The sequence below is a fragment of the Pseudoalteromonas sp. Isolate3 genome, from assembly GCF_022398505.1.
Taxonomy (GTDB): domain Bacteria; phylum Pseudomonadota; class Gammaproteobacteria; order Enterobacterales; family Alteromonadaceae; genus Pseudoalteromonas; species Pseudoalteromonas apostichopi.
The window spans coordinates 1-22,023 of sequence record NZ_JAKEVN010000002.1; the positions used below are offsets into that span (position 1 = coordinate 1).

Here is a 22,023-nt window from a genome sequence, read left to right on the forward strand (position 1 = left end):
TTTTTTAATCAATATATACTAGCAGTCTCCGATTCTAATTGGGAGTCCATTTAGGGAAAATATAAGTGATTTTATTAAAGCGAACTTTACAATTTATTATCATTTGCTCATTCTTAGGGCTAATCACTTTAGTTGGTCTATACTATTACGTTAAACCTGACATTCCTAGCGTTCAGGTACTAAAAGACGTTCAATTACAAACACCTATGCAAGTATTCTCACGCGATGGTTTATTGATTAACCAATTCGGTGAAAAACGACGCATTCCCGTTACGATAGATCAAATCCCTCAACCATTAATCGATGCTATTTTAGCAACAGAGGATAATCGCTTTTACGAGCATATCGGTATCGATCCAATTGGTATTGTTCGTTCTGCCATTGTACTCATATCCACAGGTGAAAAGAAACAAGGCGCAAGTACGATAACTATGCAGCTTGCCCGTAACTTCTTCTTAACCCGAGAAAAAGCATACATCCGTAAAGTCAAAGAGATCTTCATCGCTTTACATATCGAAAGTATATTAACTAAAGACGAAATCCTCGAATTATATTTAAATAAAATTGAACTTGGTAACCGTGCTTTTGGTATTGGTGCTGCAGCACAAGTTTATTACGGTAAGGAATTAAATGAACTTACCTTGGCGCAAATGGCAATGATTGCAGGTTTACCTAAAGCACCTTCAGCACTAAACCCTATACGTAACCCTACCCGTGCTAAAAGCCGTCGTAATGTTGTTTTAGGACGTATGTTAACCGAAAAGTACATTACGCAGAGTGAATACGCAGAAGCCACTAAGGCGCCTATTACTGCAAAATTCCACGGCGCAGAAATTGAAGTGTATGCACCATATATCTCTGAGATGGTGCGTGCTGATATGGTTGAACGTTATGGCCATGAGCGCGCTTATAATTCTGGTTTTAAGGTCTACGCTAGCGTTGACTCAAATATTCAGCAAGCAGCACAAGATGCCATTGTTGATAACCTACATGCTTACGACATGCGTCATGGCTACCGTGGTGCTACGGCACAGTTATGGGACAGTGAAAACGAGAGCCCACTTAGCCAAGAAGAAATCTTAAATAAACTAAAAGATGTTAAAGAATTTGGCCCGTTATTGGCTGGTGTTGTAACAAATGTCGCAGAGCAGTCAATCGATGTGCTTTTAAAAAGCGGCGAACAAGTTACTATTGAGTGGGATGGCTTAAAATGGGCACGTAAATATATTACGCGATACCGTCAAAGCTTCGCACCAAAAACCGCTGGTGAAATCCTAACGGCTGGAGCGCAAATTTGGCTGCGTAAAAATGCAGATGACAGCTATATATTAAGCCAAGTGCCCGAAGCTTCGAGCGCATTGGTTTCACTAGATCCACAAGATGGTCGTATTAAAGCGATTGTTGGTGGTTATAGTTTTGAGCAAAGCCAATACAATCGTGCAGTCCAAGCAAAACGCCAAGTAGGTTCAAACATTAAGCCGTTTATTTATTCAGCGGCACTTGAAAATGGATATACACTCGCTTCTATTCTGAATGATGCACCAATTAATCAGTGGGATAAAAGTCAAGGTGTCGCATGGCGCCCGAAAAACAGTCCTGCGGTTTATAATGGACCTATCCGTATTCGTAGAGCACTTGCCCAGTCGAAAAACGTAATTTCGGTACGCTTATTACGTGGTGTTGGTCTTGAGCGCACAGCCGATCATTTGCTTAAGTTTGGTTTTTTAAACAGTGATATTAACCGTAGTGAATCGCTGGCACTTGGCAGCGCCTCTATCACTCCTCTTGAACTTGCGAGGGGGATGAGTACTTTTGCTAATGGTGGGCACTTAATTACTCCATACTTTATTTCAGAAATTCAAGACTCTGCCGGAAATGTGTTATTTAAAACAGAGCCTGAACTTGCCTGTGATGAACCACAACAAGCCATTACCCCTGAATTTGCATCTCTGGATGATACTCAGATAAATATTCCAAATACTCAGGTTACTAGCGCCCCACGTTGTGCACCACGAATCATTTCAAAGCAAAATGCTTTCTTAATTTCACAAGCTATGCACAGTGCTATTTGGGGTGGCGGTAGCTGGACTCATAAAACGGGTTGGAGTGGTACAGGCTGGCGTGCACAAGCCCTTGGTCGTCGTGACCTAGCCGGTAAAACAGGTACCACCAATGACTCTGTTGATACTTGGTTCAGCGGCTTTAACCGCAATGTGATGACTTCGGTATGGGTTGGTTTTGATAACCCAGGTAAGGCCCTTGGCCGTTCGACCTATAATAATAACCTCGATAAATCGCAAATATCTGGTGCAGAATCAGGCGCTAAAACAGCGCAACCGGCATGGGTCGACTTTATGCGTGCAGCCCTTGATGGTATGCCAGAAGCACCTATTGAACTTCCTGAGGGGCTAGTATCGGTTCGTATCGACTTAGCGACGGGCCTTTTAAGCCATAAAAACGATTACACTAGTCGCTTTGAGTACTTTATTAAAGGCACTGCGCCAACCAAGTATGTACTTGATCAACCTACTGATGTGTTTGAAGAAAAGCTCAGCACAGAAGAAGAGCTGTTTTAAGCAATTTGTATAAGTAGTTGTGATAATAAAAAAGCGCCCAAAGGGCGCTTTTTGCTTAGCCATTTAAACTAAGATCAGCAAAATTATTTTAGGTTATTCACTAACCAATAAAGATCTGAGTGAATCCCCGCTGCGGTGACCTCTTTGCCCGCTCCAGGGCCTTGGATCACCAATGCATTATCTAAATACCACTGTGAATTAATTACAAAGATATTATCGCCCGGTTTAAGACCTGCTAGTACATCATCTTTGCCAACATTGACTAAGCCAACTTGTGCTTTGACCTTACCATCTACTAATGTAATAGCACCGGTATAGCGCACAACTTTATCTTCAGTTGCAGCCAAGTTTGCTTTTTCAGTCATAAAATCATCGAGTAGCTGCTTATTTGCAAGAAAATCTTGCCAACTACCTATTGCTAACGCTTCAGGCATGAGTGGAGTTAAAGCAATGTCATCAAGCTCTAAATCAAGACCGAGATCTCGCGCTAAAATTAGCAGTTTACGCTGCATATCGCGGCCAGATAAATCTTCACGAGGATCTGGCTCTGTATAGCCCATTTGCTGAGCTTGAAGCACTAAATCTGAAAACGGCACACTGCCATCATAGCTGCTGCATAACCATGACAAGGTACCTGAAAATACCCCTTCAATACGGTTAATTCTGTCACCACTATTTTGTAAATCAGCTAAAGCAAAATTAATTGGTAAACCTGCCCCCACACTGGTGTTATAGCGCCACAATAAATTTCGCTCGGCTAAATTATTACGTAATGTTTGATACCAACTACTTGCGGCGGTGCCAGCATATTTGTTTGCACTGATCAAATGGCAGTTAAGTTCTATAAAATCAGGATAAAACTGACTAAAGGCCTCACTGGCTGTAATATCAATCACTACTTTGTGTTCATAATCAAGCTCATTGATACGTGCTAATAACTCAGCTTTGTTGTAGCTTTGCGCTTCGTTGTGCCATTGCTCTTGCCATGTTTCAGTATTTAAACCACTGGCACTAAAAAGCATTTGCTTTGAGCGTAAAAGAGCAACAACTTTTACTTTATACTGAGCAGATAAACGAGCAAACTGAGCTTGTAGTTGCGATAAGAACACCTCACCCACATTACCAAGACCAGCAACGATAATGGCCAGCTCTTGGCCTTTGTTGACTAATTTGTCATGTAGAAGAGTTAAAACATCACTATCAATTGCCTGGTCATTTAAGATCAACACATAGTTATCATCTTGTTGTACAAAACGAGGATGAATGCTTTGCTCTTTTAAAAGCGCTGTCGCTTGATCTGTAAGCGTAATTACATCAGTTGTTGGTGCAACCACTGCACAACCACTTAAATTAGACTCAACAATATTGGCGCGACCCGCTAAGTGGCCTACAACCTGATGAGTGCTTTGGCCTGGCACTAATAAGTAAGTATCGCCATCTTTAGTAAAGTGGTGCAGGCTGTGCTGGATTAACTGGCTTAGTTCACCTACTTCACCACTACTAAGTTTATCAACCCGTAATAAATCGATGTTATCTAAGGTAGTAATAAAACGTTTTGCTTTGCTATAGCCTTCTTTTACTACTTCGGTTGGCGTTGCATCGCAATCAAAGCTACTTCTAACAACTAGCTTGATCTCGGTGCCTTTTAACGGCGATAACGTCTTAGCATGCAGTACAGGATTACCTAAACGTGCTAATAAGTTAGCTTGCTCGCGACAAACCTTGGCATATTTAAGCGCATTTTTAACTTTACGAGGATCTGTACTAAACACGCCTTGTGTATCGGTCCATATAGACACTTGTTTCGCAAAAGTATAACTGGCCAGTAACGTCGCACTGTAATCACTGCCGTTGCGCCCTAATGTAACCGTATTGCCTTGGCAATCCACAGCTATAAAGCCCGTTACTACGTTTATGTGTGACTTACTAATTATACTTGTGCATTGCTGCTGATTTTTTTGATGTAATAGTTGCCCGTCATTTAAAGTAAATAACTGCCTTGCATCAACATCTTGCGCAGCGACACCGAGCTGATTTAGGTAAGCGGCCAACAAGCGCGCCGACCATACTTCACCATGGGCAAGTAAAGGCGCCTCAAGTAACTGCTGTTGACTAATTAATTCATTTAAAACCGCAAGCTCATCATTTAGCTGCGCCAACGCCTGTTGTTTATTCTGGCCTGTAAGTAATTGCTCAATTAAGGCTCGTTGATTGTTATCAATAAGCAATAAAATATCGCTAACAGCTTGCCTATCTTGCTGCTGGTAACTTTGCCAAAGTTTTACTAGAGTATCGGTTGTTTTACCTGATGCCGACACAACCACACAGTCACCCTGCTCTGTATTCGCTAGAACGATGTTAGCTACCGCATGATAACGATCTGCAGAGCTTAAGCTTGAGCCACCAAATTTATGAACAATATTTACCATCTCTTCTACCACAATGCCGTATGCGCAGGCGTTAACTTAAATGACGCGTTTTGTTGTGTATCTTGCTGTGTTTGTTTTACTTCAGCTTTAGCAGCTTGCTGGCCTTGACCTGGTTTTACTAAATTGAAAACACGGTCTAAATCTGCGATAAGATCTTTTACATCTTCAATGCCTACAGAAATACGGATCAAAGTATCGCCCACACCGGCTTCAAGGCGCGCTTTAGGCTCCATGCCTGCGTGGGTCATTGTTGCAGGGTGACAAATCAAGCTTTCTACCCCACCTAACGACTCTGCAAGGCTAAAGTCTTTAAGACTGGTTAAAAACGCTGCAGCATCGTTAATGTCGCCTTTAATATCAAAGCTCACCATGCCACCAAAACCACGTTGCTGTGCTTTAGCAAGCTCATGTTGTGGGTGAGAAGCAAGGCCTGGATAATAAACTTGGCTTACAAAAGGAGAGTTTTCTAAATACTCCGCAATCGCAAAAGCATTTTCTTGATGCTGCTTTAAACGCACATTTAAAGTACGTAAACCACGAAGCGTTAAGTAACTGTCAAATGGTGCACCAGTAATACCGATATTATTTGCCCACCAAGCAAGCTCATCACCTAGCTCTTGCGTAGCAGCAATCACCGCACCGCCAACCACATCAGAGTGACCATTAATATATTTAGTAGTTGAGTGAACAACAATATCAACACCAAACTCAATTGGGTTTTGCAGCGCAGGTGATAAGAAGGTGTTATCAGCCGCAACTAAAGCATCACACTGCTTAGCAATACTAGTGATTGCTTTAATATCTGTTAAACGCAAGATTGGATTACTTGGCGTTTCTATCCAAATCAACTTAGGTTTAATCGATAAAATTTCTTGGAGATTTTCAGATTTCGTTAAATCCAAAACTTTTAGTTTTAACAGGCCACGCTTTTCAAGCGAAGTGAATAAACGATAACTACCACCATAGCAGTCATGTGGGATCACTAAGGTGTCGTCACTGTTTAATAGCTGAGTCGCTAAATGCACTGCTGACATACCTGTTGCAGTAATAATACCTCTAGCGCCACCTTCAAGTTCAGCTAAGGTTTCAGCTAAGATATCGCGATTCGGGTTACCGCTGCGGCCATAGTCATACTGGCGCTTAGTATCAAAATCAGCAAATGAATAGGTGGTTGATAAGTAAATGGGCGGTACAACCGCGCCATGATGTTTATCGGCTTCGATGCCGTGACGAACAGTAATCGTCGCTTTATTTTTATCGCTCATTTCATCACCTATTCCTGAATTGGATGTTTAGACGTCTAAAAGGTTAGATGATCAAATATGAGAAGTCAAAGCATTTATTGCTCACACATAGAAGTTTATACATTTACACCACTAGATGGCTAAATAACTAGTATTTGACTATCTTTTTTAAAGAGATAGAATTTCCGCATCTTGCGCTGTGAATAAGGCGTAAATCACTGACAACCGAGGCAACGAAACAACTTATGGCTAAATGGAACGGTGAATACATTCACCCATATGCAGAACACGGTAAAAAATCAGAACAAGTAAAAAAGATTACCGTATCAATCCCACTTAACGTATTAAAAGTATTAACTGACGAGCGTACACGCCGCCAGATCAATAACCTGCGTCATGCGACGAACAGCGAGTTATTGTGTGAAGCTTTCTTACATGCTTTTACAGGTCAACCATTACCAAATGATGACGACCTTCGTAAAGACAACCCTGAAAAGGTACCTGAAGAAGTTAAAAGAATTATGCAAGAAATGGGGTTAGATATCCCAGTGCTTGATTCAGAATAAGTATTTCGGCCATCGGATCACCGCCGATAATCGCAGATATAAAAAAACTCAGCCAAGGCTGAGTTTTTTATTAGCGTTATACAATTTGAGTAATTAAGTTTAACGCATGTAATCTTCTGGCATCTCGATTTGCGCTACACCTGACTCCACTGCAGCTTCAGCAACAGCACGTGCAATACGAGGTAATAAACGCGGGTCCATTGGCTTAGGAATGATGTACTCAGCACCAAACTCTAGTGACTCAACACCAGCCGCTTTCAGTACTTCATTTGGTACAGACTCTTTAGCGATACCACGAATAGCGTGTACTGCTGCAATTTTCATTTCATCATTAATTGCCGTTGCACGCACATCAAGCGCACCGCGGAAAATAAACGGGAAGCAAAGCACGTTATTTACTTGATTAGGGAAGTCTGAACGACCCGTAGCCATTATTAAATCGTTACGTGCACTGTGCGCAACTTCTGGTGCAATCTCAGGATCTGGGTTTGAACACGCAAACACGACTGGTTTATCAGCCATTAGCTTAAGATCATCTGCAGTTAATAGGTTAGGACCTGATACACCAACGAATACATCAGCATCAGCAATAACATCTTGTAATGTACGCTTATCAGTATTATTAGCGAATAGTTGCTTATACTCGTTTAAGTCATCACGACGAGTATGGATCACACCTTTACGGTCAAGCATATAGATGTGCTCACGTAGTGCGCCACATTTAATTAAAAGCTCCATACAAGCAACTGCGGCAGCACCGGCACCTAAACATACAATAATGGCATCTTCGATATCTTTACCTTGTACTTCAAGGGCATTAAGCATACCGGCGGCAGTAACAATAGCTGTACCATGCTGGTCATCATGGAAAACGGGAATATCACAGCGTTCAATAAGCGCTTTTTCGATTTCAAAACATTCTGGTGCTTTGATATCTTCTAAGTTGATACCACCAAAGGTATCAGCAATATTAGCAACCGTATTGATGAAATCTTCTGTTGTGCGGTGTTTTACTTCAATATCAATTGAATCAAGGCCAGCAAAACGTTTGAATAGTAAGGCTTTACCTTCCATTACAGGTTTTGATGCAAGCGGACCTAAGTTACCTAAACCTAAAATTGCGGTACCGTTTGAAATAACCGCAACCATGTTACCTTTACCTGTGTACTTATAGGCATTTGCTGGATCAGCAGCAATTTCGCGGACCGGTTCAGCCACACCTGGGCTATAAGCTAAAGCGAGATCGTTAACCGTTTCGGCTGGCTTGGTTAGTTCAACACTAATTTTACCTGGAACGGGGTGAGCGTGGTAATGTAATGCTTGTTCACGAAAATCTGACATAACGCGATAGTATCCTGCAAAAAGTTAAAAAGTGAGAGAGCTTGCATCAGTACGATACCTGTAATGTATAAAAATTCCAAGTATTATCAGGTCTATCCTGTTATAAGCTATATCGCTTAATTTTAAAGGATTTCCCCACAATTTCTGTGCATAGTTGCGATTAATTAGACATAAAAATTCACCTATTTATGGCCTTTTAAGCACGTGTTTTTGTATTTTGTATGCACGAACACTGCAAATAGCCGAAATTAACCTAAAACCGCCATTTCAACGAAGTTCACAGCATTTAATTACGAAATTATTTAAAATTATTATTTTTAATAACTTTTAGATACCAATACGCTTAATTAAGTATTATTGCGGATTGGTATGCATTTATACAAAAAAGAATATAGCCAAGGGTTTACACTTTGTCTGCACAATTAGCGACATAGTGGGCATAACACTCAGAAATAGTTATGCAAAAGAAATAAGTGAAGATGGTAAGTTAGTGATGAGTTCAAAGTATACTTAATGAATTTTAGGTATAAAAAAAGCACCCTAAGGTGCTTCTTTTAACTAAACAGCAGAAATTACTTCTTGCTGCTAAGTGCACCGAAGCGCTTGTTGAAACGATCAACACGGCCGCCAGTGTCTAGAATCTTTTGCTTACCAGTGTAAAACGGGTGACACTCAGAACATACGTCTAAGTGGATGTCTTTACAAAGAGTTGAGCTAGTTTCGAATTTGTTACCACATGAACAAGTTGCAGTGATAGCTTCGTACTTAGGGTGAATACCTTCTTTCATAGGGAACCTCTAGTTAAGGCCGTATCGCTCTCCAAACCCGAAGTCTGGCACCATACGCAGTTAATACAATTAATAGGCCGCGTATTTTATAGCTCAAGTGACCTTGCGACAAGCTTTAAATTCATCTTTCGCTAAAAAAATAATCAAGTGGCCTGTTGTTCAGTATTTGTTGGTAGGTTTTTAACAGTAATTTTAGTACATTATCCTTCTATCTTTGTTTCAGTTGAGTTGTTATGCACTTTGTAGAAGTTGCCATAAAAGTCCCTTTACAGCGTACCTTCGATTATAAAGTTGAACAGCTGCTGCATAGCCCTGACTTAAAGCCAGGTATGCGAGTTCGTGTGCCATTTGGCAGTCAAAAAAAGGTCGCTGTGGTACTCGCTCTAAAAACATCAACAGAAGTTCCTGCAGACAAAATTAAAGCTATAATTGATGTAATAGACGACACACCAGTTTTATCAGAGCAGCATCTAGCCTTGCTAAAATTTACTGCCCGCTACTACTGTTACCCATTGGGTGAAACCATTCATACGGCACTTCCGGCTGCTTTAAGACAAGGCGAATGTCCAGATAAAACCAGTATTAATATGGTTGAGCTGACCGATAAAGGCGCAAAGCTTCCATCACTAAAAGCAAAAACCCAGTTGAGTTTATTAAAGCAGCTAGCCGAATCGGGCAAATCATCTGTTACTGAATTAAAAGCACTCGGATTTACAAAAAAAACCATCGACGGCCTACTCGATAAAGAATTGATCACTCAGTTTATCGAACATGATAACCAATGGCAGCAACGCGTGCCGACCGTTGGAAACAAACCAATTCTTAATAAAGAGCAAGCCGTTGCCTGTACCAGCATTAATCAAGCTTGCGGCTTTACTAGCTTTTTACTTGAAGGGGTTACCGGAAGTGGTAAAACTGAAGTGTATTTGCAATGCCTAGAAGAAGTACTTAAAAAAGGTCAACAAGCCTTAGTATTAGTGCCCGAAATTGGCTTAACACCTCAAACCGTTAACCGTTTTCGTCGCCGATTTCCTGATACACCAATTATGCTATGGCATTCAGCACTAACAGACAATGAACGCTTACAAACCTGGCGTTTCTGTGAAAAAGGCAGTTGTGCCATAGTGATCGGTACACGTTCGAGTATTTTCTTACCCTTTTTATCGCTTGGGATGATCATTGTTGATGAAGAGCACGACAGCTCGTTTAAACAGCAAGACACGTTACGTTATCATGCCAGAGATTTAGCCGCTTATAGAGCATACCAGCATAATATTCCACTGGTTTTAGGTAGCGCCACACCGGCACTTGAAACCTTACACAAAGCAATTAATAACAAATATCAGTTATTGAGTCTTACTGAACGCGCCCAAACCAGCACTGATAATCAGTTCCAATTAATCGATATGAAAGGCCAACCAGAACAAGCTGGTATTGCCCATGCCAGCCTTGCCTATATGCGTCAACATTTAGAGCGAGGCAAGCAAGTGATGGTGTTTTTAAACCGCCGAGGTTTTTCACCTACCCTCATATGTCATGAGTGTGGTTGGCTAAGTGAGTGCTCACGTTGTAGCACTAGCGCAACCTTTCATAAAGCCATTGGCCAAATGATTTGTCACCACTGTGGTGAGCAACATCAGGTGCCCCATCAGTGTCCAGATTGTGGCAGCACGCAGATTTTTCCAAATGGTAAAGGCACTGAGCAAATTGAAGAGTTTTTAACACAAACCTTCGCTGATATTCCGATTAGTCGTATTGACCGCGACTCAACCCGTCGTAAAGGCAGCTTAGAGAAAGCACTTGATGATATTAATCAAGGTGGTGCTCGTATCTTAGTCGGTACGCAAATGTTGGCAAAAGGCCACCACTTTGCCGATGTGAGTCTCGTTTTAATCTTAGATGTCGATAGTGGTTTATATTCCTGTGACTTTCGCGCGACAGAGCATTTAGCACAGCTAGTTACACAAGTGGCAGGCCGTGCTGGGCGAAGTGGTGAGCCAGGGCAAGTATTACTGCAAACTCACTTTCCTGAGCATCCACTACTACAAGACCTAGTAAATAATGGTTACCAAGATTTTGCCCGCTATGCACTCACAGAGCGAGAAGATGCGCAGCTTCCACCTGTCACTAATATGGCCATGGTTCGTGCAGAAGGGCATAACATTAATCAAGTGGTCGATTTTTTAACTGATTTGGTTCCTGTCCAGAACGTATCTGGTATACAATTGCTTGGTCCGATACCTGCGCCACTGGAACGTGTAGCAGGTAAATATCGCTTTCAATTACATATTCAGGCGCAGGAACGCTCTCACTTACACCAATATTTAGCGCAGATGGTTGACTATATAAGTACCAGTAAATTAGCGCAAAAGGTGCGTTGGAGCCTAGATGTTGATCCTATAGATATGATTTAAGGCCAATTAAGAATCATGGCACAACACGATTACATAAATAAAAAACCAGCAAATCGAAATAATAAAAAACAAGCCCCGGCAAAAAAGCCCTTCCCAATTTTTCTTGTTTTAATTGCGCTTATCTTAGTAGGCGGGTTTGGTTACGGCTTGTGGTATATCAAACATAATGCCGATCCTGAGTTAGTAGAGCAGCAAGCAAACCCAGTTAAAAAAGAAGAAGCTATCATTCCGCCTCCTAAAACGCCTGAGTTCATTAAGGAGATTAAAGAGCATGAAGTTCAAGTCGAGGTCAAAGAGATTGAACAAAAAGGCCCTTATGTAATGCAATGCGGCTCTTTTAGAACCATGGCACAAGCACAAACATTAAAAGCAAAAATCGCTTTTGCAGGCTTAGTTGCCGAGGTAAAGAAAACACAAGGCAGTAATGGTATTTGGTATAAAGTGCGCTTAGGCCCTTACGAAACCAAACGTTTAGCCGAAAGTGACAAGAATAAACTTAAACGCATCAAAATAATGGGCTGCGGAATTTGGCTTTGGACTTGATTTTAGTTCATTCACCCATATAAACACCTCATCAATCGCTTTTTACGAGCGGCTTCGCCGCTCGATGATGAGGAATAATCATGACCACTATTGTAAGTGTACGCCGCGACGACAAGGTCGTTATTGGTGGCGACGGCCAAGTTTCACTTGGTAATACCGTAATGAAGGGCAACGCCCGCAAAGTTCGACGTCTTTATAATGGCAAAGTAATCGCTGGTTTCGCTGGCGGTACTGCTGATGCCTTCACCCTTTTCGAACGATTTGAAAGCAAACTAGAAATGCACCAAGGTAACCTGACTAAGGCTGCCGTAGAAATGGCCAAAGATTGGCGTAGTGATCGCGCACTTAGAAAGCTCGAAGCACTATTAGCAGTCGCAGACGAAACTGCTTCATTAATTATCACCGGTAACGGTGATGTTGTGCAGCCAGAAAATGACCTAATTGCGATTGGCAGTGGTGGTAACTTCGCACAATCAGCAGCCACAGCGCTACTAGAAAATACCGACCTAAGTGCACGTGACATTGTAGAGAAAAGCCTAACAATTGCAGGCAATATCTGTGTATTCACGAATAATTTCCAAACTATTGAAGAATTGTAATAGGAACTGCCATGTCTGAGATGACGCCAAGAGAAATCGTTCACGAGCTTGATCAACATATTATTGGCCAAGCTAAAGCTAAAAAAGCAGTTTCAATCGCGCTACGTAATCGCTGGCGCCGTATGCAACTGAGCGACGATTTACGCGCTGAAGTAACACCAAAAAATATTTTAATGATTGGTCCTACTGGTGTGGGTAAAACTGAGATTGCTCGCCGCTTAGCCAAACTTGCTAATGCCCCTTTCATTAAAGTTGAAGCAACCAAGTTCACTGAAGTGGGCTATGTTGGTAAAGAAGTTGAAACGATCATCCGTGATTTAGTTGATATTTCAATTAAAATGACACGTGAACAACAAACTAAAAAATTTAAACACCGCGCTGAAGAAGCGGCAGAAGAACGCATTTTAGATGCTCTTTTACCACCAGCACGCGATACATTTGGTGAGTCAAAAACAGAAGAGAACTCTTCTACTCGTCAATCTTTCCGTAAGAAATTACGTGAAGGCCAATTAGACGACAAAGAAATTGATATCGATGTTGCACAAGCACAACCAAATGTTGAGATCATGGCTCCTCCTGGTATGGAAGAAATGACCAACCAGCTACAAAGCATGTTCCAAAATATGGGTGGTGATAAGCGCAGCAAGCGTAAGCTGAAGATCAAAGAAGCATTCAAACTATTAGTTGAAGAAGAAGCCGCAAAACTTGTTAATCCTGAAGAGTTAAAAGAGCAAGCTATCTTCGCGGTAGAGCAAAACGGTATCGTTTTTATCGATGAAATCGATAAAATCTGTAAACGTGGTGAAGCTTCTGGCCCAGATGTTAGCCGTGAAGGTGTACAACGCGATTTACTACCATTAATCGAAGGCTCAACGGTAAGCACTAAACACGGCATGGTTAAAACAGACCACATGTTGTTTATCGCATCAGGCGCATTCCAAATGGCTAAACCATCAGACATGATCCCTGAGCTGCAAGGTCGTTTACCAATTCGTGTTGAACTTGAAGCGCTTAGTGCTGATGACTTTAAACGTATCTTAACTGAGCCTCACGCTTCATTGACAGAGCAACAACGTGAGCTGTTAAAAACAGAACAAGTTGAGGTTGAGTTTACAGATGATGCAATTGAACGCATTGCGAAAGCGGCTTGGCAAGTAAATGAAAAAACCGAAAACATCGGTGCACGTCGCTTACACACAGTGATGGAAAAACTAATGGAAGAAATTTCATTTGATGCCTCAGAAAAAGCAGGTTCAACACTGACAATTGATGCCAACTACGTTGAGCAGCATTTAGGTGCACTTGTTGAAGATGAAGATTTGAGTCGCTTCATTCTTTAATCAACAATTTAGCGTTATAATCAAAAGCCTCCAGTTGGAGGCTTTTTAGTTTATAAATCGTACATACGAGGCTCACATGAAAGAAGTCACTAAAGTGCATTATCACAGCGTTAGCAAAGTATTAGATGTTCATTTTGATGATCAGACTATTGCTCAATTTAGTGCTGAATTTTTGCGTGTTCACTCACCTTCAGCTGAAGTACAAGGACATGGTAATGAGCCGATGAAACTAGTGCTTGATAAGCAGCAAGTAGGAATTAGCAAGATTGAGCCTGTTGGTCATTATGCAATTCGACTGGTATTTAGCGACAATCATAATAGCGGTTTATTTAGCTGGCACTATCTTAGCGAGCTACATGCTAACCATGACGAGCTTTGGCAGCAATACCAAGCTAGAGTCACCGAGCACGAAGCAAATAAGGACAGTGTGCCTATCAAGTTCGTGCCTTAATACCTATCAAAATGCCTCGATAAAGCACACCTAAAAAAAAGCGCGATGACGACACCGCGCTTTTTTTATATACCCAAACCACCTCAAGATGCGAGTTTCAGTTGGAATTAAAAGCGATTTAGGCAAGGCATTGATTGCAAGTAATAGTGGTTCTATTGTTCAAATCAATAACGCAGTATAAATCGCTTTTAAACCAACCCGTTGGGCGCTTCACAGGAACTTACTCTCATCCTTGTTACTTCTTAAAAGGGACTGACTCTTGCAAAGTAACGCCTTGATATTAATCACCTGTGAAACGCTGAATTCTGCATCTTGGGGTGGCTTGGGTATACTCATTAAACTTTAAACTTATCTATTGCCTGATAAAGTACACGCGCTTGCTCAGACACTTCTTCGCTAGTTTGTGCGTTAGTTGCCGCATGGCCTGATGCCTCTTGAGCGATATCACGAATACGTACCACGTTTTTGTTCACCTCAGAAGCCACTTGGCTTTGCTCATCGATTGCTGTAGCGATATGAGTACTCATATCCATGATCGTTTGAACATCTTCGGTAATTGAGCGAAGCAACTCACCGGCTTTAGTTGCCTGTGCTGCACTTTCGCCACCCTGTGTACGACATTGCTGCATAATGCTCACCACTTCTTGAGTGCGCCCTTGTAAGGTTGAAATGATACTCTCGATCTCTTGAGTTGAGTCTTGAGTACGCTGCGCAAGTGAACGTACTTCATCAGCAACCACCGCAAAGCCTCGACCTTGCTCGCCAGCACGTGCTGCTTCAATTGCCGCATTGAGTGCCAGTAAATTTGTTTGCTCAGCAATCCCACGAATAACATCAAGTACAGAGCCTATTGTTTCGGCGTCTTTTTCTAACTGTGAAACCACACTTGAGGCATTACCGAGTGAATCGGATAAGTGATTAATTTGCACCACTGTTGATTCAACTTCTGAACGGCCTTGCTGCGCACTTAAGTTAGTTGACTCAGCTTTTTTCGCTGCAGCTTCAGTGTTGTGCGAGATATCTTGAATCGTCGCCTGCATTTCAGTCGCCGCCGTGGCAACCATATCGGCTTCATGAAGTTGTTCTTGCATACCTGAACTGGTCGCAGCTGTCGTCTCAGATAAATGCTCTGTAGCCACATTAAGGGTACTTAGCGCTGTATTTACCTCATAAATAAGCTTTTTGAAATCACTAATCAAACTATTAAAGTCGATCGTCATAGTGGTGATTTCATCTTTACCTGATTGAGTAATCGACATGCTTAAGTCGTTATTACGACGAATCTCGTTAATCGTGTGGTACACACGTTCAATAGGCTGAATAATTGAGCGGCTAGTAAAGTAAACTAATACCATCACTAAAATGCTCGCAATAATAAATACAATGAGTGCAATTAGCTGCGCAGTGGCTGCACTTGATTCGACGAAGGCCTTTGTTTGATCTGTCAGCTCTGTAACAATAGCATCACTGAGTCCAACACTGTGTTTCATCTCACCGAGTGCACCTGAATCTAAATCCAGACCTAAGGCAACTTGTGCATCAACTAAAGCCTTAAATTTACTTTGATAAGTCGCAAGCAAATTAATTAATTGATTTTCGTAATTTGCATCGAATCCAGCATTTTTAATTTCTGATTGGAAGTTTGTGACTAAATCGTTAAATTTACTCAGATATTTTAAGTCAAAGCGCAACATAAAGTCTTTTTCTGCGCGGCGAAGCTGTAGCATTAAAGCTAGTAATTTATAGTTCTCGCGTTCACTAAGTAATGTTTCTACTTGATGCACCGCACCACGTAAATCACCATAAAGTGCATCTTTAGGGTGTAAGCCAATTTTCTTTTGTAGTTCCACAACTTCATTGAAGTCATCGTAATAAGTTTTCGCAAGACGTCTAAATTCATTTAGATTAGATGAGTCCATCGACAAATCTTTCACTAACTCGTCTAGTCTCGCCATTTTAATTTTTAGCTGCGAATACTCTTTCTCAAAAAGCTCAAGGCTATCGACATCTTTGTAAAACAAAAAGTTTTTTTCATGCTTACGCATCGCAAGTTCATGAATGTCGAGCTCCTCCGCATTTTGAATTGTTTCGTTGAGCTTAAGCATCATGCGCGACTCAAAGATGATTACACACAGCATCACAATCATTGCAAGACCAACAACGAGCGCGTTTAACTGTAAACGACGCTTAATAGTTAAGTTTTGTAATACATTCATTCAAAGTGCCTTATAGAAACATGCATTTAAAGTATAGCTAAACTATTTAAAGCAGCTAATAAAAAGTGGTTAAATTTGCCGTGCATTTTCCAGTATAAGGTACCTTTAAACAATCAGCTTTTCTTCTAAATCAACCTTTTGCCATAGGTTTTTATGTAATTGTTCCAGTTTTCCCCATTGCTTTTTTTGCAACCAATCAACCAAGGGCGCTGGATCGCTGGGAAAATTGAGTTTTTTGTTCTGTGGAGATTGCAACCAATCATCCATCGCATTAGGGTTTAAATAGCTCATTACATGAGCAGCTCCCATCGACAATAAAGTCTGCGCATTAATCCCCTGCTCAAATTGCTTACCAAGCGGTTTTAACAATAACTTTTTACCAAGCTGCAATGCTTCACTTGCAAGTTCAAACCCGGCGTTACCAATTACACCACCAGCATTGGCTAGGTCATTTAAAAACCCAACGCGTGAGGGAGCCCGCAAATGAATATTCCCGATTGAACAATCTTGCGCATCAGGGTGATAACAATAAAACTCACGTTCAGGAAAGTCTTTTAAGTACTCAACTACACTGTCTAGATTCTCAAAAGGCAGGTAAACCAATACCTTATTTTCGACCATAACCGGGTTATCATGATGATGATTGGCAATAAATGGCGGAATTATGTTCTCTGCATAGGGTTGCCAATGGACACCTAAATAAACACTGGCTGGCGCATAGTTACGGATCAGCGCACGGCGAAAGAAGGCACGGCCAAACATCGGTACTTTATCAGATAAAAATGCAGCTTGGTGGCTCATACCAATAACAGGGATACCTTGCTGTTTAGCAGCCCACGCGGTGATTGGTTCAAAGTCATTAAAAACTAAATCATAGTGACGCAAATCAAGGTTTTTTATATCTCTTATAAGCTGAAGTGGGCGCGCATTTTTTAATGTTTTAAAGCTATCAACTTGCCCCGATTTGCTGGTAAACGACAAGCCGCGAAAAGCTCGATAATCAGCAAACTCGTCCATATCAAAGTAGTCTTGTTCTTTACGGCCCGAGAACACATAGTCAACATCGACTCCCAACGCTTTAAAAGTTGTTGCCATCACTCGAGCTCGAGTAATATGTCCATTACCCGTACCTTGAATACCGTACAAAATTCTCATATAGATTCCACCACCATCACTGCTAATACTGCACAACTTGATCCCATCACTGCACCAATCACTACATCAGCGGGGTAATGCACACCAATAATCACCCTTGATGCCGCCACCCCTGATGCCCACATCAACCACAGCACAGCAAATTCAGGAAAATACATAGTCAAAATAGTCGCCACCACAAATGCCCCTGCACTATGTCCTGACGGTAAGCTAAACTGATCACTTGGTACTAAATAAGCGCCTTGCACTAAGCAATCGCAAGGCCTTACCCGCGCAATCCGCTTTTTAGCTAAAAAGTAAATAGGCCGCTCAATTGCAAAGCCCACCAATATACTCATCGCAAGTTGCTGAAAATGCAGCTGCTCGGTAAACCACCAAAAACCAAAAAACAACATTACGTAAAGTCCGCCATCGCCACTTTTCGAAAACCCGAGCGCTGATCTTCTGAGCCAAATTGGCGAAGCATCATTAAACACACTTAAAAACAGCTGTTCATCCACTTTTGCCAATTTAGTAAGTATGTTGTTTGCCATGGTGAGCTCCTTATCATACTTTGCGTCTAATTTTTATACTCATCTCAGCTTAGGCGCTAAAAATAACAATTAGGTGACGCTTTTGAGACACTAATGTTGCGATAACGAGATTCCTTTGATTTAAACTAATAAACCGCTATTAAGTCGTTGTTATTGAGTTGTATCAGGGTATACTGAGTACTAAACAGACAGTCTCTTTAGAGGATGAAAAAATGGATTACAGCACTTCTGATTTATGCGACCACTTTGCAGATGTGGTTGATGTGCTCGAACCAATGTTTATCAATTTTGGTGGACGCCCAAGCTTTAGTGGTCGAGTCAAAACCGTTAAATGCTTTGAAAATAACGAGCTGATCCGCGAGATTTTATCAACCGATGGTACCGACAGCGTGTTATTGATTGATGGTGGTGGCTCAACCCGACGCGCCCTTATTGATATAGAGCTGGCTGAAATCGCATTAGAAAACAACTGGCAAGGCATTATAGTTTACGGTGCAATTCGCCATGTTGATGAACTTGAAGAGCTAGACTTAGGCATTCAAGCAATTGCGTCTATTCCTGTTGCTGCAGATAGTGAAGGTGCAGGTGAAGATGGCATTGGCGTTAACTTCGCAGGCGTATCTTTCTTTGATGACGACTTTGTTTACGCTGATAGCACCGGTATTATATTATCTGCTGAAGAATTAGAGTTAGAAATAATAGAAGACTAATCTCGGTGACAAATTACCTTAAAATTTATGATGAAGCGGCGGTGAGGCACTTATGTGCTCGCCGCGCTAACGAACTTAAAGCTTGGCAAGCCCTTGCCCTTCTCGACACTCAAGTTAATGCCCCACAAGCCCTCATCGATGCAAAACAATTCGGTATTCGCTATGTTTTAGTTGGCGTATGTGAAGATATTGGACCTCGAGCTAACTTAGGCAATGGTGGCTCTGGGCAAGCATGGCAGGCTTTTTTAAAGCGCTTTTTAAACCAAACGCATAATCAGTTTTTAAATCATGAACGTGTGCTGCTACTTGGCGAAGTTGACCTTGACGATTTAAACCAACAGGCTATTAACCTTGATAATAAAAACGAAGCAGACTTAGCCAAACTTCGTGAACTGTGCGGCGATATCGACACTCGCGTTGAGCAAGTACTTGCAATGATTTTTGCAGCAGGCCTTGAACCAATTGTAATTGGCGGCGGCCATAACAACTGCCTGGGCATATTACGTGCCCTTAGTAAGCAACATGGCAAACCAGTGAACGCTATTAACTTAGACCCTCATGCTGATTTCAGAGAGTGTGAAGGCCGTCATAGCGGCAATGGCTTTAGATATGCGTACAGCGAAAACCACCTTGCTGATTATCATGTCATGGGTTTACACGAATTTAAAAATAACCAAGCGATTATGGATGCCCTGACTAACGCAAACTTCACGTTTGATAGCTATCAAGACATTCAGGTCCGTCGCAAAGTCGATTTATCTTCAGCATGTAAACATGCTTTAGCTCAGTTTGATAATGCACCGCTTGGAGTAGAATTAGACCTAGACAGCATCTCATTAATGCCTGTAAGTGCTTATACTAACTGTGGTTTCAGTGTTAGTGATGCAGAACATTTTGTGCATTTAGCTGCCAGTCAAACAACCGCTCACTACTTACATTTATGTGAAGGCGCACCATCGCAACACCCAGTAGGTTTAGAAGCTGGAATGAACGATGCCGGCCAAATCATCACAGCCTTGGTGAATGCGTATTTGCAGGCAAGAGAAGACGGTTAGAAAGGTGCGAGCAACGAGGTAACGACTGATTTTTAGGTAGGTCTGGTCGAACGAAGCGATACTCAACACATAGAAGCGGTCAGCTCTCAGCCTTCAGCGGTCAGACGCGCGAAACAAGTTTCACGCCTACCTGTATCAGCGGCTTTATGCCGCGCCACTTAAATTGGAAGCAAGATTCGAGATAAAACGCGATGTAACGAGTCAAACTGCTCGCTAACTTTCAATCTGATAGCTGACGGCTGAAAGCTGAAAGCTCTATATAACTCTTTCCTCTAGTAACTCGCTAACTTTACTCTTGAAACTCGCTAACTCAACCCTGATGCTCTAACCGCCACTGTTTTAACCATGACATCATACCTACGCTGCTAAGCGGGTAATTAAAGTAATAGCCCTGTGCGGCGTAGGTGTTCAGCGACTTAACAAATTTAAGCTGTTCTATGGTTTCTACCCCTTCACAAATTACTTTCGCATTGTTTTGACTGTGCATATCCACCATGCCAGAAACCAGACTGCGAACTTGGCTTTGATGGGCAAAGTCAGCGGTTAGTGATGCAGCCACTTTAATGTACTCAACATTGAGGTTAGGTAATTTAGCAAGCCAAATAGGTGTGTCACCAAATCCATCAATACACAATTTGATGCCAATACTACTTAGCCTTGCAACCATAGCTTTACCCTGCTCATCTAAGTTCATAAATAAATCGAGCGGGCATTCAATGATTAAATCACCCGGTTCTAAGCGGTGCTCAGCCATAATGCGATCAACAAACTCGATAAACTCTTCATGCAGCATTTCAGGGCCAAACACATTGATACTAAGAGGTAATTCAATACCTTCCATACGCAGCGCCATAGCTAGTTCGGCAGCGCGCTCAATAACGTAGGCAGCAACGGGGTAGCTAAGCCCAGCGACACGAATATCATCAATAAATTTATTCGCTGAAAGAATGCCTTGTTTAGGGTGTTGCCAACGCAACAGCAATTCTAAAAATTCAATTTGCTCGTCGCTATTGCGGATAACCGGCTGAAAATACAATTCAAGTTCGCTGGCAAAATCTAGATGTGCTAACTCGCGCAATCGTGCTTGTTGTTCTAATTGCTCGATCATCATTTGCGGGTGATAAGGCACAATTGCTCGCTCAGGGTTTGAGTCAAGGGCAAGGTTGGCAAATGAAATTAGATTTTCGAAGCTATAGTCTGGCTCGTCGCAGTTCACATAACTAGCACGCACTTTCACTTCAATGGTGCAATTAGCAACGTTAAATGGTTTTAGTGTGACTTGCCTAATTTGGCTGATCAACTGCTCGTGAAGATGTTTTTGTTCTTCAAGTGAGCAAATAAACGCAAAATTTAACCCCCCTAAATGCGCCAACTTTTCAGCACTACCTGTATTACTTGCCACACTAAGAACAGCATTAGCATTGAGTTGTTGTTTAATTCGTGTAGCCGATTGTGCTAATAACAAATCACCAAAGTCACGCCCAATATGCTGGTTAACATCGTTAAAACCTTCAAGGCGGATCATCACTAGTGCGCAGTTCGCTGAGTGCTCTTCAGTCCATGCAACAAAGCTATTTCTAAGTGCATTACGATCAGGTAAGCCTGTGAGTGGGGTCGCATCTAACTCATCGTGATACAAGGGCTCAACCTCAACCAGCTCTTCATCTTCGGGCTCTTCGTAATTAAAAAAGCCCGAGATAGATAAAATGACAACCGAGAAAACAAGCCAATATAAAGCTATATCGAGTAATAGGTGGGCTGAATATAAAACAGCAAATAAAATAGCACTAGCCACACTCAAAATTATGGCAAGCCAATTTGTGGTACGAAATGCTTGCCATAAATGAAAACATAAACTTAAAGCAAGCAATATAACCAGCCAAGGTAATCCTAAACTTAGGATAGCTAAACCTAGAACGCCATTAACGACTAGGCTAAGTCTCAAAATAGGATTATGGGTTACGCATAAGGCACAAATCATTGCCATAAAGACACTACCAGCTAAAAACACTGGCACAACATCACTTGTTAAATTTACGAGTTGAGTACTACTCGCTAAACTA

General features: G+C 41.7%; 17 protein-coding genes. 9 read left to right on the plus strand and 8 right to left on the minus strand.

The window, feature by feature from the left end; all coding sequences use genetic code 11:
* Nucleotides 1-65: 65 nt before the first annotated feature.
* A complete protein-coding gene (locus L1D46_RS00800) occupies nt 66-2,576 on the plus strand; it encodes a PBP1A family penicillin-binding protein (protein WP_130049799.1) in 2,511 nt (836 codons plus the stop codon).
* Nucleotides 2,577-2,659: 83 nt separating this feature from the next.
* Here the strand turns inward: L1D46_RS00800 and metL are convergent, their stop codons facing one another.
* Nucleotides 2,660-5,005 carry a bifunctional aspartate kinase/homoserine dehydrogenase II gene (gene metL / locus L1D46_RS00805; protein WP_239976557.1) on the minus strand — a complete coding sequence of 782 codons (2,346 nt, stop codon included), beginning with the start codon at nt 5,003-5,005 and terminating at the stop codon, nt 2,660-2,662.
* Between the two features lie 5 nt (nt 5,006-5,010).
* Nucleotides 5,011-6,270 (minus strand): cystathionine gamma-synthase, encoded by a 1,260-nt coding sequence (gene metB, locus L1D46_RS00810; protein ID WP_167658725.1) that lies wholly within the window; start codon nt 6,268-6,270, stop codon nt 5,011-5,013.
* A gap of 224 nt (nt 6,271-6,494) precedes the next feature.
* Between metB and metJ the strand changes: the two genes are divergently transcribed.
* Nucleotides 6,495-6,815 carry a met regulon transcriptional regulator MetJ gene (metJ, locus tag L1D46_RS00815; RefSeq protein WP_036973203.1) on the plus strand — a complete coding sequence of 107 codons (321 nt, stop codon included), beginning with the start codon at nt 6,495-6,497 and terminating at the stop codon, nt 6,813-6,815.
* A 99-nt stretch (nt 6,816-6,914) separates the two neighbouring features.
* Here metJ and L1D46_RS00820 read toward each other — a convergent pair whose 3' ends face one another.
* A complete protein-coding gene (locus L1D46_RS00820) occupies nt 6,915-8,156 on the minus strand; it encodes a malic enzyme-like NAD(P)-binding protein (RefSeq protein ID WP_130049802.1) in 1,242 nt (413 codons plus the stop codon).
* A 572-nt stretch (nt 8,157-8,728) separates the two neighbouring features.
* The gene (gene rpmE / locus L1D46_RS00825; RefSeq protein WP_036973208.1) at nt 8,729-8,944 is read right to left on the minus strand and encodes a 50S ribosomal protein L31; all 216 of its coding nucleotides are present in this window, start codon (nt 8,942-8,944) and stop codon (nt 8,729-8,731) included.
* Between the two features lie 233 nt (nt 8,945-9,177).
* On the opposite strand from rpmE, the gene priA reads away from it, so the two are divergent.
* The 5 genes from priA (at nt 9,178) to L1D46_RS00850 (ending at nt 14,291) form a co-directional block, all read left to right on the plus strand.
* Nucleotides 9,178-11,358, plus strand: a complete 2,181-nt coding sequence (gene priA / locus L1D46_RS00830) for a primosomal protein N' (protein ID WP_130049803.1) — start codon at nt 9,178-9,180, stop codon at nt 11,356-11,358.
* 15 nt (nt 11,359-11,373) lie between these two features.
* Entirely contained in the window at nt 11,374-11,901 is a 528-nt protein-coding gene (locus tag L1D46_RS00835; protein WP_130049804.1) for an SPOR domain-containing protein, read from the plus strand.
* Between the two features lie 80 nt (nt 11,902-11,981).
* The gene (gene hslV, locus L1D46_RS00840) at nt 11,982-12,500 is read left to right on the plus strand and encodes an ATP-dependent protease subunit HslV (RefSeq protein ID WP_054552816.1); all 519 of its coding nucleotides are present in this window, start codon (nt 11,982-11,984) and stop codon (nt 12,498-12,500) included.
* 11 nt (nt 12,501-12,511) lie between these two features.
* A complete protein-coding gene (gene hslU / locus L1D46_RS00845; protein ID WP_130049805.1) occupies nt 12,512-13,840 on the plus strand; it encodes an HslU--HslV peptidase ATPase subunit in 1,329 nt (442 codons plus the stop codon).
* Nucleotides 13,841-13,916: 76 nt separating this feature from the next.
* On the plus strand, nt 13,917-14,291 hold the full coding sequence (locus tag L1D46_RS00850) for a gamma-butyrobetaine hydroxylase-like domain-containing protein (RefSeq protein ID WP_130049806.1): 375 nt from the start codon (nt 13,917-13,919) through the stop codon (nt 14,289-14,291).
* A gap of 335 nt (nt 14,292-14,626) precedes the next feature.
* Here L1D46_RS00850 and L1D46_RS00855 read toward each other — a convergent pair whose 3' ends face one another.
* From L1D46_RS00855 to L1D46_RS00865, 3 genes are all read right to left on the minus strand, one after another.
* Nucleotides 14,627-16,507, minus strand: a complete 1,881-nt coding sequence (locus L1D46_RS00855) for a HAMP domain-containing methyl-accepting chemotaxis protein (protein WP_167658727.1) — start codon at nt 16,505-16,507, stop codon at nt 14,627-14,629.
* 105 nt (nt 16,508-16,612) lie between these two features.
* Nucleotides 16,613-17,662: an MJ1255/VC2487 family glycosyltransferase gene (locus L1D46_RS00860; protein ID WP_130049808.1), complete on the minus strand. Its 1,050-nt coding sequence runs from the start codon at nt 17,660-17,662 to the stop codon at nt 16,613-16,615.
* Entirely contained in the window at nt 17,659-18,195 is a 537-nt protein-coding gene (locus L1D46_RS00865) for a phosphatase PAP2 family protein (protein ID WP_130049809.1), read from the minus strand. The genes L1D46_RS00860 and L1D46_RS00865 overlap by 4 nt, the downstream gene beginning before the upstream one ends.
* 212 nt (nt 18,196-18,407) lie before the next feature.
* On the opposite strand from L1D46_RS00865, the gene rraA reads away from it, so the two are divergent.
* Both rraA and L1D46_RS00875 read left to right on the plus strand, forming a co-directional pair.
* Nucleotides 18,408-18,905 carry a ribonuclease E activity regulator RraA gene (gene rraA, locus L1D46_RS00870; protein ID WP_054552822.1) on the plus strand — a complete coding sequence of 166 codons (498 nt, stop codon included), beginning with the start codon at nt 18,408-18,410 and terminating at the stop codon, nt 18,903-18,905.
* 5 nt (nt 18,906-18,910) lie between these two features.
* Nucleotides 18,911-19,960, plus strand: coding sequence for a formimidoylglutamase (locus L1D46_RS00875; protein ID WP_130049810.1), 1,050 nt, complete (start codon nt 18,911-18,913; stop codon nt 19,958-19,960).
* Nucleotides 19,961-20,270: 310 nt separating this feature from the next.
* On the opposite strand, the gene L1D46_RS00880 is transcribed toward L1D46_RS00875, so the two are convergent.
* Nucleotides 20,271-21,947, minus strand: coding sequence for a GGDEF domain-containing phosphodiesterase (locus L1D46_RS00880; protein ID WP_178927452.1), 1,677 nt, complete (start codon nt 21,945-21,947; stop codon nt 20,271-20,273).
* Nucleotides 21,948-22,023: the final 76 nt, after the last annotated feature.

Coding starts and splice junctions, on each gene's coding strand:
- metL (WP_239976557.1), bottom strand. CDS start 5,005: ATGGTAAATATTGTTCATAAATTTGGTGGCTCAAGCTTAAGCTCTGCA.
- metB (WP_167658725.1), bottom strand. CDS start 6,270: ATGAGCGATAAAAATAAAGCGACGATTACTGTTCGTCACGGCATCGAA.
- metJ (WP_036973203.1), top strand. CDS start 6,495: ATGGCTAAATGGAACGGTGAATACATTCACCCATATGCAGAACACGGT.
- L1D46_RS00820 (WP_130049802.1), bottom strand. CDS start 8,156: ATGTCAGATTTTCGTGAACAAGCATTACATTACCACGCTCACCCCGTT.
- rpmE (WP_036973208.1), bottom strand. CDS start 8,944: ATGAAAGAAGGTATTCACCCTAAGTACGAAGCTATCACTGCAACTTGT.
- priA (WP_130049803.1), top strand. CDS start 9,178: ATGCACTTTGTAGAAGTTGCCATAAAAGTCCCTTTACAGCGTACCTTC.
- L1D46_RS00835 (WP_130049804.1), top strand. CDS start 11,374: ATGGCACAACACGATTACATAAATAAAAAACCAGCAAATCGAAATAAT.
- hslV (WP_054552816.1), top strand. CDS start 11,982: ATGACCACTATTGTAAGTGTACGCCGCGACGACAAGGTCGTTATTGGT.
- hslU (WP_130049805.1), top strand. CDS start 12,512: ATGTCTGAGATGACGCCAAGAGAAATCGTTCACGAGCTTGATCAACAT.
- L1D46_RS00850 (WP_130049806.1), top strand. CDS start 13,917: ATGAAAGAAGTCACTAAAGTGCATTATCACAGCGTTAGCAAAGTATTA.
- L1D46_RS00855 (WP_167658727.1), bottom strand. CDS start 16,507: ATGAATGTATTACAAAACTTAACTATTAAGCGTCGTTTACAGTTAAAC.
- L1D46_RS00860 (WP_130049808.1), bottom strand. CDS start 17,662: ATGAGAATTTTGTACGGTATTCAAGGTACGGGTAATGGACATATTACT.
- L1D46_RS00865 (WP_130049809.1), bottom strand. CDS start 18,195: ATGGCAAACAACATACTTACTAAATTGGCAAAAGTGGATGAACAGCTG.
- rraA (WP_054552822.1), top strand. CDS start 18,408: ATGGATTACAGCACTTCTGATTTATGCGACCACTTTGCAGATGTGGTT.
- L1D46_RS00880 (WP_178927452.1), bottom strand. CDS start 21,947: ATGGCAATGATTTGTGCCTTATGCGTAACCCATAATCCTATTTTGAGA.